12 protein-coding genes are annotated in these 12,180 nt (G+C 58.4%); 8 read left to right on the top strand and 4 right to left on the bottom strand.

Annotation, left to right across the window (positions count from 1 at the left end; genetic code table 11):
• Positions 1-326: 326 nt before the first annotated feature.
• Positions 327-1,049, bottom strand: a complete 723-nt coding sequence (locus CCX46_RS05470; RefSeq protein WP_127925968.1) for a tellurite resistance TerB family protein — start codon at positions 1,047-1,049, stop codon at positions 327-329.
• 176 nt (positions 1,050-1,225) lie between these two features.
• On the opposite strand from CCX46_RS05470, the gene CCX46_RS05465 reads away from it, so the two are divergent.
• The 7 genes from CCX46_RS05465 to CCX46_RS05430 all read left to right on the top strand — a co-directional run bounded on the left by CCX46_RS05465 (position 1,226) and on the right by CCX46_RS05430 (position 9,606).
• Complete coding sequence (locus tag CCX46_RS05465; RefSeq protein ID WP_007967749.1) at positions 1,226-2,140, top strand: LysR family transcriptional regulator; 915 nt, start codon at positions 1,226-1,228, stop codon at positions 2,138-2,140.
• Between the two features lie 131 nt (positions 2,141-2,271).
• Positions 2,272-3,729 carry a gamma-aminobutyraldehyde dehydrogenase gene (locus CCX46_RS05460; RefSeq protein WP_127930357.1) on the top strand — a complete coding sequence of 486 codons (1,458 nt, stop codon included), beginning with the start codon at positions 2,272-2,274 and terminating at the stop codon, positions 3,727-3,729.
• An 83-nt stretch (positions 3,730-3,812) separates the two neighbouring features.
• Positions 3,813-4,964 carry a putative ABC transporter substrate-binding protein YdcS gene (gene ydcS, locus CCX46_RS05455; RefSeq protein ID WP_127925967.1) on the top strand — a complete coding sequence of 384 codons (1,152 nt, stop codon included), beginning with the start codon at positions 3,813-3,815 and terminating at the stop codon, positions 4,962-4,964.
• Positions 4,965-5,242: 278 nt separating this feature from the next.
• On the top strand, positions 5,243-6,280 hold the full coding sequence (locus tag CCX46_RS05450) for an ABC transporter ATP-binding protein (RefSeq protein ID WP_127925966.1): 1,038 nt from the start codon (positions 5,243-5,245) through the stop codon (positions 6,278-6,280).
• 16 nt (positions 6,281-6,296) lie between these two features.
• On the top strand, positions 6,297-7,217 hold the full coding sequence (locus CCX46_RS05445; protein ID WP_007908947.1) for an ABC transporter permease: 921 nt from the start codon (positions 6,297-6,299) through the stop codon (positions 7,215-7,217).
• The gene (locus CCX46_RS05440; protein WP_127925965.1) at positions 7,207-8,016 is read left to right on the top strand and encodes an ABC transporter permease; all 810 of its coding nucleotides are present in this window, start codon (positions 7,207-7,209) and stop codon (positions 8,014-8,016) included. The genes CCX46_RS05445 and CCX46_RS05440 overlap by 11 nt, the downstream gene beginning before the upstream one ends.
• Positions 8,017-8,181: 165 nt before the next feature.
• A complete protein-coding gene (locus CCX46_RS05430; protein WP_127925963.1) occupies positions 8,182-9,606 on the top strand; it encodes a gamma-aminobutyraldehyde dehydrogenase in 1,425 nt (474 codons plus the stop codon).
• Between the two features lie 152 nt (positions 9,607-9,758).
• Here the strand turns inward: CCX46_RS05430 and CCX46_RS05425 are convergent, their stop codons facing one another.
• Together CCX46_RS05425 and CCX46_RS05420 are read right to left on the bottom strand one after the other, a co-directional pair.
• The gene (locus tag CCX46_RS05425; protein WP_127925962.1) at positions 9,759-10,316 is read right to left on the bottom strand and encodes a hypothetical protein; all 558 of its coding nucleotides are present in this window, start codon (positions 10,314-10,316) and stop codon (positions 9,759-9,761) included.
• 5 nt (positions 10,317-10,321) lie between these two features.
• Positions 10,322-10,903 carry a ComF family protein gene (locus tag CCX46_RS05420; RefSeq protein WP_064120575.1) on the bottom strand — a complete coding sequence of 194 codons (582 nt, stop codon included), beginning with the start codon at positions 10,901-10,903 and terminating at the stop codon, positions 10,322-10,324.
• Between the two features lie 345 nt (positions 10,904-11,248).
• Here CCX46_RS05420 and CCX46_RS05415 point away from each other — a divergent pair, with 345 nt between their 5' ends.
• Positions 11,249-11,755: a BRO-N domain-containing protein gene (locus CCX46_RS05415; RefSeq protein ID WP_127925961.1), complete on the top strand. Its 507-nt coding sequence runs from the start codon at positions 11,249-11,251 to the stop codon at positions 11,753-11,755.
• Positions 11,756-11,810: 55 nt separating this feature from the next.
• On the opposite strand, the gene CCX46_RS05410 is transcribed toward CCX46_RS05415, so the two are convergent.
• Positions 11,811-11,996, bottom strand: coding sequence for a hypothetical protein (locus tag CCX46_RS05410; protein WP_102357616.1), 186 nt, complete (start codon positions 11,994-11,996; stop codon positions 11,811-11,813).
• Positions 11,997-12,180 lie beyond the last annotated feature (184 nt).

Raw genomic sequence — 12,180 nt, 5'->3', positions numbered from 1 at the left:
GGGCGGTGTTTCATTTATAAGACGCTTTTGACCCTCGGGCCTGTACGCGTTGGTCGGCGGGAGGGCTCTGGGGTGGGACTATCCGACAATTGCGGGTGGGCGTGGCAGTGGGGTAATCGCAAAAAGGGGCGATGGATCGGCCATGGTTTGTGTAGTGAGGCTGAAAACTTCATCGCGAGCAGGCTCCGTGCCCGCCCGAATAACCTGTGGGAGCGAGCCTGCTCGCGAAGAGGCCGGAACAGTCAACATCGATGTCGTCTGACCCGGCGTTTTCGCGAGCAGGCTCGCTCCCACAGGGGATTTGCGATTATTGAAGCACGCCGTCTTTACACAGAGGCCAGCCGCACCTGCTTTTCCAGCTCCACCTTCAAACCCGGCTCCAGCTTCAACTGGCGCGCCAGTTCATCCAGATATGACTTCTCCATAAAGTTTTCCTCGTCCACCAACATCACACTGGCGATGTACATCTCCGCTGCCATCTCCGGCGTACTCGCGGCGCGGGCGACATCGGTCGGGTCGAGGGGTTTGTTGAGTTCGGCGTGCAGCCAGTGCTGTAGCTCCTGATCGTTGTCGAGCTTGGTGAATTCGCCTTCGATCAGTTGGCGCTCGCGATCATCGATATGGCCGTCAGCTTTGGCGGCAGCGACCAAGGCTTTGAGAATGGCCTGACTGTGTTGCTCGGCTTGCGCCGGTGGCAAGCGGTCGAGGGTTTGCGGTTCGGTTTGCGGTGCGATGCCTTTCTGGGCGTTGTAGTTGCCGTAGGCTTTGTAGGCCAGTACGCCAAGCGCTGCGAGCCCGCCGTAGATCGCAACTTTGCCGCCGACCTTGCGCACTTTCTTGTTACCGAGCAACAGGCCCATCGCGCCAGCCGCCAATGCACCGCCACCTGCACCTGACAGCAGACTGCCGAGGCCACCGGAGCTAGAGGCGCCGCCAAGCAAACCGCCCAAGCCACCGGCAGCCGGTCTGTTCTGCGTTCCGCCAGCCTTGTTCTGCAACAGATCCTGGCCGGACTTGAGCAGTTGATCGAGCAATCCACGGGTGTTCATGTTCCGCCTCCAAACAGGGGTTATCCGGATCTATATGGCCCTCAGCCTAGTTCGAAAGTGCCCCTGTCCGACCTGCGAGTGTGCTTCCAGATGTTGCTTGCCCCGCAGCGGCCCTTCGTGAAAATAGATATACACTCAGGCCAATCTATAAAAACCGCCCACTGGGTACCCTTCTCATGATGACCCTGCGTCAGATCCGTCACTTCATCGCCGTGGCCGAGACCGGTTCAATCTCCGCCGCCGCGCAAACTGCATTCATTTCCCAATCGACCCTGACCCTGGCGATCCAGCAACTGGAGGAGGAAATCGGCGTCAGCCTGTTCAGCCGCCACGCCAAGGGCATGACGCTGACACACCAAGGTCATCAATTCCTACGCCAAGCGCACCTGATTCTGGCGACCGTGGACAACGCCAAGCGCAGCCTGCAACAGAGCACCGATCAGGTCGCCGGGCAGTTGATCGTCGGCGTGACCAGTCTGGTCGCCGGTTATTACCTGGCAGATTTGCTTACCCGGTTTCAACGTGCCTACCCCAACGTCGAAATCCGCGTGATGGAAGACGAGCGCCCTTACATCGAGCATTTGCTGGTCAGTGGCGAGATCGATGTCGGCGTGTTGATCCTCTCCAACCTCGAAGATCGCCACGCCTTGCAGACTGAAGTACTGACCCATTCACCGCACCGTTTGTGGCTTCCGGCCCAGCATCCACTGCTGGAACACGACAGCATCAACCTCGCTGACGTCGCCCGCGAGCCTTTGATTCAGCTAAATGTCGATGAGATGGATCGCAACGCCCAGCGATTGTGGCGCGGCGCCGGGCTGCAACCAAAAATAACCCTGAGAACCGCATCCACCGAGGCCGTGCGAAGTCTGGTCGCCGCCGGTTTGGGCGTGTCGATTCAGCCGGACATGACTTATCGCCCCTGGTCACTGGAAGGCGACATCATCGAAGCGCGGCCCATCGCCGACCTCAACCAGACTCTCGACGTTGGCCTGGCCTGGCGCCGCGGCACCGCGCGCCCCGCATTGGTCGACCCCTTCCTGACCGTGGCCCGCGAACAACCTCACGGCGGGCGCAAGCCATCTATTTAATCGAATGCTGCCTTCAGTATTTAGAATTTGTCGACCTCGGAGCCGCGCACTAGTCTTGCTGCATCTATAAGACGGTCGGCTCCCGATATCAGGGAGCAACAATGGCCACACAAGAAAAGAGATCGCGGAAAATGGCTGGCGCGCAGACCCCGATGTGTACCGCGTTGTTGATCGATGGCGAACTGGTCGCTGGGGAAGGTTTTGTCGAGCCGATTCTCAACTCGGCGACCGGTGAAATTCTTACGCACATCGCCGAGGCGAGCACCGAGCAAGTCGAAGCCGCCATCCTCGCTGCCCACCGAGCCTTTGCCGAGTGGTCCCGCACCACGCCGCAGCAACGTTCGAACCTGCTGCTCGACATCGCCAACGCCGTCGAAAAACACGCCGACCACCTCGCCCGCCTCGAATCGCTGAACTGCGGCAAGCCTTTGCACCTGGCGCGTCAGGACGATCTGACGGCGACTGTCGATGTGTTCCGTTTCTTCGCCGGCGCCGTGCGTTGCCAGACCGGTCAGCTCAGCGGCGAATACCTGCCGGGCTACACCAGCATGGTCCGTCGCGATCCGATTGGCGTGGTCGCCTCGATCGCACCGTGGAATTACCCAATCATGATGGCCGCGTGGAAAATCGCCCCGGCCCTCGCCGCCGGCAACACGCTGGTGTTCAAACCGTCCGAACACACACCTCTGTCGATCCTCGCCCTGGCGCCAGCGCTGGCCGAAATCCTCCCGCGCGGGGTGATCAACATCATCTGCGGTGGCGGCGAAGGCGTTGGCAGTCATTTGGTCGGCCACGGGAAAGTGCGCATGGTCTCGCTGACCGGCGATATCGTCACCGGCCAGAAAATCCTGCAAGCCGCGGCGAAAACCCTGAAACGCACGCACCTCGAACTCGGTGGCAAAGCCCCGGTGATCGTCTGCAATGACGCCGACATCCAGGCTGTGGTCGAGGGCGTGCGCACTTACGGTTACTACAACGCTGGGCAGGACTGCACCGCCGCGTGCCGGATCTACGCGCAGGCCGGGATTCACGACAAGCTGGTCGCCGAACTCGGCGCCGCCGTCAGCAGCCTGCGCTTCGCCGGCAAACGCGACGCTGACAACGAGATCGGCCCGCTGATCAGCACCCGCCAGCGCGACCGCGTCGCCAGTTTCGTCGAGCGCGCCCTCGGTCAGCCGCACATTGAACGCGTGACCGGTGCGGCGGTGCATTCCGGCGCCGGTTTCTACTATCAACCGACGTTGCTCGCCGGTTGCAAACAGAGCGACGAAATCGTTCAGCGCGAAGTGTTCGGCCCGGTGGTCACCGTGACCCGTTTTGACGAACTCGCGCAAGCCGTCGACTGGGCCAACGACTCCGAATATGGCCTCGCCTCATCTGTTTGGACACAGAACCTGGACAAGGCGATGCAAGTCGCCGCGCGCTTGCAGTACGGCTGCACGTGGATCAACAGTCATTTCATGCTGGTCAGCGAAATGCCCCACGGCGGTCTGAAACGTTCGGGTTACGGCAAAGACTTATCCAGTGATTCGCTGCAGGACTACAGCGTGGTGCGGCACATCATGGCCCGCCACGGCCAGCATCTCTGACTACGCTAATAACAAGCCGTCAACGGCATGCTTCACCGCGTTCACAACTGCCCCGACCATAATTTAAAGAAGAGGGTTCAACCATGTTCATGCACAAGACCGCATTGCTCAGTGCAATCACCACGGCCCTGCTGGCCAGCGCCAGCCTGCAAGCTGCCGAGCCGCTTAAGGCTGTCGGCGCTGGCGAAGGTCAGCTGGATATCGTTGCGTGGCCGGGTTACATCGAACGTGGCGAGAGCGACAAGGCTTACGACTGGGTCACCGGTTTCGAAAAAGAAACCGGCTGCAAGGTCAATGTGAAGACCGCTGCAACCTCCGACGAAATGGTCAGCCTGATGGCCAAGGGCGGTTATGACCTGGTCACCGCGTCGGGCGATGCGTCGCTGCGGTTGATCGTCGGCAAGCGTGTGCAACCGATCAACACCGCGCTGATCCCGAACTGGAACACCCTCGACCCGCGCCTCAAAGATGCGCCGTGGTACGTGGTCAACCAGCAGACTTACGGCACCCCGTACCAGTGGGGCCCGAACGTGCTGATGTACAACACCAACGTATTCAAGACCGCACCGACCAGTTGGAGCGTGGTGTTCGCCGCGCAGGATCTGCCCGACGGCAAGCCGAACAAGGGCCGCGTGCAAGCGTATGACGGCCCGATCTACATCGCCGATGCGGCGCTGTATCTGAAATCGACAAAGCCTGAACTGGGCATCAAGGATCCGTACCAACTCACCGAAGATCAGTACAAAGCCGTGCTCGACCTGCTGCGCGCGCAGCAGCCGCTGATCCACCGCTACTGGCACGACACCACGGTGCAGATGAGCGACTTCAAAAACGAAGGCGTGGTGGCGTCGAGCGCATGGCCGTATCAGGTCAACGGTTTGATGAACGAGAAGCAGCCGATCGCGTCGACCATTCCGAAAGAAGGCGCCACGGGTTGGGCTGATACCACCATGTTGCACGCCGAGGCCAAGCACCCGAACTGCGCATACAAGTGGATGGACTGGTCGTTGAAACCGAAAGTCCAGGGTGATGTGGCGGCTTGGTTTGGTTCATTGCCGGCCGTTCCTGCGGCGTGCAAGGAGAGTGAGTTGCTTGGCGCTGAAGGTTGCAAGACCAATGGCTTCGATCAGTTCGACAAGATCGCCTTCTGGAAAACCCCGCAGGCTGAAGGCGGCAAGTTTGTGCCGTACAGCCGCTGGACTCAGGACTACATTGCGATCATGGGTGGCCGCTAAGCCCGGGAGCACCTCGGTCTAGCTCCCTTTCCCCCTCGCCCCCCTGGGGGAGAGGGCTGGGGTGAGGGGGTAGCTTTTGATCTTGCCCTTGATTTCAGAGCTACGGCCAATAAAGCCACCCTCACCCCCCGCCCTCTCCCGGAGGGAGAGGGAGCTAAAAGCGGATCGCATCTCGTCCGCCGAATGTGTGAGCTAAGCAAACCGTAAAACGTTTCAGATTTTTCAGAAGTCCAGGCAGGGCCGCTGCGACGGCCTTCGCCTTTTTGGAGCACCGCACCATGACGCTTGCAGTCCAGTTCACCAACGTTTCCCGGCAGTTCGGCGAAGTGAAGGCCGTTGACCGGGTTTCCATCGATATCGAGGACGGCGAGTTCTTTTCCATGCTCGGCCCATCCGGCTCGGGCAAAACCACCTGCCTGCGCCTGATCGCCGGGTTCGAACAACCGAGCGCCGGCTCGATCCGTATCCACGGCGCCGAAGCGGCCGGTTTGCCGCCGTATCAACGTGACGTCAACACGGTGTTTCAGGATTACGCACTGTTCCCGCACATGAACGTCCTCGACAACGTCGCCTACGGTTTGAAGGTCAAAGGCGTCGGCAAAACCGAACGTCACAAGCGCGCCGAAGAAGCCTTGGACATGGTCGCCCTCGGCGGTTACGGCGCACGTAAACCGGTGCAGTTGTCCGGTGGTCAGCGCCAGCGTGTCGCCCTCGCCCGCGCCTTGGTCAATCGTCCGCGCGTGCTGTTGCTCGATGAGCCTTTGGGTGCGCTCGATCTGAAACTTCGCGAGCAAATGCAAAGTGAATTGAAGAAGTTGCAACGCCAGCTCGGCATCACTTTCATCTTCGTCACCCACGATCAAACCGAAGCGCTGTCGATGTCCGATCGCGTCGCCGTATTCAACAAGGGCCGCATCGAACAAGTCGACACGCCACGCAATCTGTACATGAAACCGACCACCACGTTTGTCGCTGAATTCGTCGGCACCTCGAACGTGATTCGCGGCGATCTGGCCCGGGAAATCAGCGGCCATCCGCAGCCGTTTTCGATCCGACCGGAACACGTGCGGTTTGCCGAAGGCCCGCTCGCCAGTCACGAAATCGAAGTCAGCGGCCTGCTCCATGACATCCAATATCAGGGCAGCGCCACGCGCTATGAATTGAAGCTGGAAAACGGCCAGACCCTGAGCATCAGCCACGCCAACAATCAGTGGATCGACAGCAGCGCACAACACCAGACCGGCCAGCGCCTGAGCGCGCGTTGGGCGCGGGAAGCGATGATTCCGTTGCACGACACCGTGGCGAGCGGGGTGTGACATGAGCACACTAGCGATGACTGCATCGCCGCCATTGCGCCGGTTTTCCAACCTGCTCTACCGCAAGCCGAACCTGTATCTGTCGATGCTGCTGGTTCCACCACTGCTGTGGTTTGGCGCGATTTATCTCGGCTCGCTGCTGGTGCTGTTGTGGCAGGGTTTCTACACCTTTGACGACTTCACCATGGCGGTCACGCCTGACCTGACCCTGGCGAATTTTGCCGCGCTGTTTCAGCCGTCGAACTTCGACATCATCCTGCGCACACTGAGCATGGCCATCGTTGTGTCGATTGCCAGCGCCATCGTCGCGTTCCCGATTGCCTACTACATGGCGCGCTACACCACCGGCAAAACCAAGGCGTTTTTTTACATCGCGGTGATGATGCCGATGTGGGCCAGTTACATCGTCAAGGCCTATGCGTGGACGTTGCTGCTGGCCAAGGGCGGCGTGGCGCAGTGGTTCGTGCAGCACCTGGGATTGGAACCGGTGTTGCAGTTCATTCTGGGGATTCCCGGCGTCGGTGGCAGCACCTTGTCGACCTCGCATCTGGGGCGGTTCATGGTGTTCGTTTATATCTGGTTACCGTTCATGATCCTGCCGATTCAGGCGTCGCTGGAACGTCTGCCGCCGTCGCTGTTGCAGGCATCCGCTGACCTTGGTGCGAAGCCGCGTCAGACTTTTATGCAGGTGATTTTGCCGCTGTCGATTCCGGGCATTGCCGCCGGTTCGATCTTCACGTTTTCGCTGACCTTGGGCGACTTCATCGTGCCGCAACTGGTCGGGCCGCCGGGCTACTTTGTCGGCAGCATGGTCTACGCACAGCAAGGTGCGATCGGCAATATGCCGATGGCGGCGGCGTTTACGTTGGTGCCGATAGTGTTGATCGCGGTTTACCTGTCCATCGTCAAACGACTGGGGGCTTTCGATGCACTCTGAGAAAGCATCATTAGGCTTAAAGATCGCGGCCTGGGGCGGGTTGGTGTTTCTACACTTCCCGATCCTGATCATCTTCCTTTACGCCTTCAACACTGAGGAAGCCGCGTTCAGTTTTCCGCCGAAGGGCTTCACGTTGCACTGGTTCAGCGTGGCGTTTTCGCGGCCGGATGTTCTGGAGTCGATCAAGCTGTCGCTACAAATCGCCGCCATTGCCACGTTGATTGCGATGGTGCTCGGCACCTTGGCTTCAGCAGCGTTGTACCGCCGCGATTTCTTCGGCAAACAAGGCATTTCGCTGATGCTGATCTTGCCGATTGCGTTGCCGGGGATCATCACCGGGATCGCGCTGCTGGCGACGTTCAAGACACTGGGAATCGAGCCGGGGATGTTCACCATCATCGTCGGCCACGCGACCTTCTGCGTGGTGATCGTCTACAACAACGTCATCGCCCGCCTGCGCCGCACTTCGCACAGCTTGATCGAGGCTTCGATGGACCTCGGCGCCGATGGTTGGCAGACCTTTCGCTACATCATCCTGCCGAACCTTGGCTCGGCATTGCTCGCTGGCGGCATGCTGGCGTTTGCGCTGTCGTTCGACGAAATCATCGTCTCCACGTTTACCGCCGGGCATGAGCGCACGTTGCCGTTGTGGCTGCTCAATCAACTGAGCCGGCCACGGGATGTGCCGGTGACCAACGTCGTCGCGATGCTGGTGATGATGGTGACGATGCTGCCGATCCTCGGCGCGTATTACCTGACGCGCGGTGGCGAGAGCGTCGCCGGTAGCGGCGGTAAATAAATATCTAACAAACACCAAAAATCCCCTGTGGGAGCGAGCCTGCTCGCGAAGAGGCCGTCACATCCAACATCGATGTCGACTGATACACCGCTTTCGCGAGCAGGCTCGCTCCCACAGGGTTCTCGATTCGGCCAGAACAATAAAAGTGTTAGTGAGGACAAACCCATGCAAACCAAACTCTTGATCAACGGCCAACTGGTCAACGGCGAAGGCCCGGCGCAACCGGTGCTCAACCCGTCGCTTGGCGAGGTCCTGGTAGAAATCAACGAAGCCAGCGAAGCCCAGGTCGACGCCGCCGTGCGCGCCGCCGACAACGCCTTCGCCGAGTGGTCGCAAACCGCGCCGAAAGACCGCTCGCTACTGCTGCTCAAACTCGCCGATGCCATCGAGGCCCACAGCGAAGAACTGGCCAAACTGGAATCCGACAACTGCGGCAAACCCTACAGCGCCGCGCTCAACGACGAGATCCCGGCGATTGCCGACGTGTTCCGCTTCTTCGCCGGCGCCAGCCGTTGCATGAGCGGCTCGGCCGCTGGCGAATACCTGCCCGGCCACACCTCAATGATCCGTCGCGACCCGGTCGGCGTGATCGCTTCCATCGCGCCATGGAACTACCCGCTGATGATGGTCGCCTGGAAAATCGCCCCGGCGCTGGCTGCCGGTAATACCGTGGTGCTCAAGCCGTCGGAACAAACGCCGCTGACTGCGTTGCGTCTGGCCGAACTGGCGTCGGAAATCTTCCCGGCTGGTGTTCTCAATCTGGTATTTGGTCGCGGTCCTACCGTCGGCAGTCCGTTGGTCACGCATCCGAAAGTGCGCATGGTTTCGCTGACCGGCTCCATCGCCACGGGCGCCAACATCATTTCCAGCACCGCCGACAGCGTCAAACGCATGCACATGGAACTGGGCGGCAAGGCGCCGGTAATCATCTTCGACGACGCGGATATCGATGCGGCGGTTGAGGGCATTCGTACCTTCGGTTTCTACAACGCCGGGCAGGATTGCACTGCCGCGTGCCGGATCTATGCGCAGCAAGGCATCTACGACAAGTTTGTCGAGAAGCTTGGCGCGGCGGTCAGCAGTATCAAGTATGGCTTGCAGGATGATCCGTCGACTGAACTGGGGCCGTTGATCACCGCGCAACATCGCGACCGCGTTGCCGGGTTTGTCGAGCGTGCTGTGGCGCAGTCGCACATTCGTTTGATCACTGGTGGTAAGGCTGTTGATGGCAATGGTTTCTTCTTCGAGCCGACCGTGCTGGCCGATGCCCAGCAGGACGACGAGATCGTCCGCCGCGAAGTGTTTGGGCCGGTGGTTTCCGTGACCAAATTCACCGATGAAGCGCAGGCACTGGAATGGGCCAACGATTCGGACTACGGACTCGCGTCCTCGGTGTGGACAGCGGATGTAGGACGCGCGCATCGCATGTCGGCGCGTTTGCAGTACGGCTGCACGTGGGTGAACACGCACTTCATGCTCGTCAGCGAAATGCCCCATGGCGGTCAGAAATTGTCCGGCTACGGGAAAGACATGTCCATGTATGGGCTGGAGGACTACACCACGGTTCGGCATGTGATGTTCAAGCACTAAAAGCATCGCCAGCAGGCCTGGTTTATATGTGGATTGGCAAGCCGTATGACCATGGCAAGGCGCCGGCTGGGATGCCTGAAAGGTGAGTCGCTAAGAGTTTTTGACCTCGGCACCGACAAGGTGCCGGGGTTCAGGAAAGCGGAGAAAAACCATCAAAAAGAAAGCTCTGCCTGATCGTGCTTCAGCAAGGAAATACGATCGAACAGTTTGATTTTTTCGTTGGCTTTTTGCTTGGCGTGATCGGACATGAATGCAATCAATTCTTCGAGCTGACTGACGTCTCCGACCACTTTGAATTCCTTTTCCTTGTTGACGAAAACAAGCGACTTCTTCTTTCTCGACAACAGTTCAATGACGTTACTGAGCGTACCGGTGCTCTTTGCGTCCCAGATCATCAAACCGTAGTCGGCTGCTTCGGCCATGACGACGTCCTTCTCGGTGAAGAAGGCTCTCGACCCTTTCGAATGCTTGGAGTCGACTGTTCTGGCGGGCCAGTGCCCAAGGTTGTTCCTCGGCGCCGAACCGCTGCAGAACACCGTGGTTCTGGATCGTTCGAGACTAAGCAGGTACTCCTGAATGGAGGTATCGGCGCCACCTGCATCCCCAACCACCACCTCAAAATCTGACGCGACGATATTATTGATGCGCTCTTTAACCTTCGGATCAAGGTTCTTGATGTTGATAGAGCCAGCAATAAATACAGTGGTCATTGAATTCACTTCCAAGTTAGCGCTGCGACGTAAATTTTCCCTACTTTCGGATATTTACGCAGAACAGCGCAGGCCGCGTCCATCGACGCTCCGCTATCAAACAAATCATCTACAACCAAAACATTCCAGCATCCATCGGTGGTGATTTCATCATTGACAGTGAAACTGTCTCCAATCGCGGCAACCTTGTCGGCTTTGGAATGTAAATCCTTGAGCGACTTTCCCGTGGTCGCTTTTCGAAGCAAATCCGTGAAAACCGGCCGACCGATAATTCGTCCCAACGCCAGGGCAACTTCAGTTACCGGTTGTCGCTGACGAATATTTGAAGCGGGCATAGGCACTACAAACCCGACCTGATTCAATTTTGGGAACACATTTGTCGCTACTGCCTGGGCAAGTGGACTGACCTGAGTCCAATCCTTCTGGTATTTGAGCTGGTAGGTCGCCTCGCCAATCTCTGTGCGCTGATTATCGAAGCATGGGTGTCCGCGATCATCGTTGCCAAGAAAGGTACTACTTACCATGTGTTTGTCCAGCACCCAGCCCTGATCCCAAGGGCCGTTGATCTGCTTGAGAGACACCTTCATTGAATTCTCCTTTATTCGTCACAATCCTTTGAGCCCTAAAACGACGGGCCGGCATCTGCAACGATGCGCAAGATTCAAACAAATAACGGAAAAAACACTGGTGAGGGGCGGGCTCGCTGGCACCTGTGCAAAAACAGGCATTTCCTACAGATACGACCCTCAGAGATAAATCCTCTTTCCTACAGAAGGTATCGATATAGCCGACTTGGCGTCGTAGGTTGCTAGCCGATAGGCTTTCTCTCGGCAGCGAAATCAGCGGCCCGGTGTCGAAGCCGGAAGAAAATCAACATGGCGCAACCGCGCTCATTTGAGTGGCGGCTCTATTCTCGATATTGGAGTCGACAAATGCCTAACCACGTACAAATTCCTTCTGAAACCTCTGCTTTCTTCACCCCCACCATCTTCACCCGCCACAACCGTTTCCTCCACGCCTTCATGCAAGACCACGAAGCCTGGTTCTGTGTTCAGGATCTCGGTCGCTTGATGGGCTATCCGCTAAACGAACGTCTCACCCTGAAACTCGATCCCGACCAGCGTCGCCATGTCCTTCTGCGTCGGGACGGCGAAATCATCGATTGCGCGATGGTCAGCGAGTCCGGCCTGTTCGCCCTGCTCGTCCATCACTTCGTTCCGGAAAACCGTCACCTGCGCCAATGGTTGAGCCATGAAGTCATCCCGATGCTGCGCGAAACCCAATCAAGCCCTGTGGAAAACCACCCGAGCCTGAGCTCGATGCATTGGGCGGGCGTCACCGTGCCGCTGCTGCACTGGCAACAGCAGGCGTGGGTCAAATGGCGGGATGTGCCGGAGTTGATGCAAGGCCAGCGGCCATATCCCGTACTGGAAACGTAAAGCTGATTCCATAAAAAAGGGGCGGACTTCTCAGTCCGCCCCTTTTTATCTTCTCTTAAAACCGCGAAACACTCCGCATCGCATCCACCAGATACCGCATCGCGATCCGGTCACTTTCCGAAAGCTCTCGATAGCGCTCCACCAGTTTCAGTTCGTCAGAGCTGAGCCGACGCCTTCTGCGGCCGCTGCCCAGGCAAGGAAAGATGCCCAACATGTCGGTGATGCCTTGGATTTTTGCCATGGACGATGTCCTTCTCTAATACTGCAAAGAATTGCTTAAACACCACATCGCCCTGCCCCTTACAGCAGCGCCGTGTGCCCTACCGGTCAGATGGGTCGCACCGGTCATGCCCATAGAATAGAAATTAATTCGGCGCTGAAAAGCGGTTTTTAGAGTAATTAGTCGAGAAAAGCAGATATGCCGT

Origin of the sequence: Pseudomonas sp. RU47 (genome assembly GCF_004011755.1) — a bacterium.
Classification (GTDB): domain Bacteria; phylum Pseudomonadota; class Gammaproteobacteria; order Pseudomonadales; family Pseudomonadaceae; genus Aquipseudomonas.
Note: the sequence above shows the minus strand (reverse complement) of the source record. Positions and strands in the feature narration are given on the sequence as shown.

Coding starts and splice junctions, on each gene's coding strand:
- CCX46_RS05410 (WP_102357616.1), bottom strand. CDS start 11,996: ATGGCAAAAATCCAAGGCATCACCGACATGTTGGGCATCTTTCCTTGC.
- CCX46_RS05460 (WP_127930357.1), top strand. CDS start 2,272: ATGGCTGGCGCGCAGACCCCGATGTGTACCGCGTTGTTGATCGATGGC.
- ydcS (WP_127925967.1), top strand. CDS start 3,813: ATGTTCATGCACAAGACCGCATTGCTCAGTGCAATCACCACGGCCCTG.
- CCX46_RS05430 (WP_127925963.1), top strand. CDS start 8,182: ATGCAAACCAAACTCTTGATCAACGGCCAACTGGTCAACGGCGAAGGC.
- CCX46_RS05470 (WP_127925968.1), bottom strand. CDS start 1,049: ATGAACACCCGTGGATTGCTCGATCAACTGCTCAAGTCCGGCCAGGAT.
- CCX46_RS05450 (WP_127925966.1), top strand. CDS start 5,243: ATGACGCTTGCAGTCCAGTTCACCAACGTTTCCCGGCAGTTCGGCGAA.
- CCX46_RS05445 (WP_007908947.1), top strand. CDS start 6,297: ATGACTGCATCGCCGCCATTGCGCCGGTTTTCCAACCTGCTCTACCGC.
- CCX46_RS05465 (WP_007967749.1), top strand. CDS start 1,226: ATGATGACCCTGCGTCAGATCCGTCACTTCATCGCCGTGGCCGAGACC.
- CCX46_RS05420 (WP_064120575.1), bottom strand. CDS start 10,903: ATGAAGGTGTCTCTCAAGCAGATCAACGGCCCTTGGGATCAGGGCTGG.
- CCX46_RS05415 (WP_127925961.1), top strand. CDS start 11,249: ATGCCTAACCACGTACAAATTCCTTCTGAAACCTCTGCTTTCTTCACC.
- CCX46_RS05425 (WP_127925962.1), bottom strand. CDS start 10,316: ATGACCACTGTATTTATTGCTGGCTCTATCAACATCAAGAACCTTGAT.
- CCX46_RS05440 (WP_127925965.1), top strand. CDS start 7,207: ATGCACTCTGAGAAAGCATCATTAGGCTTAAAGATCGCGGCCTGGGGC.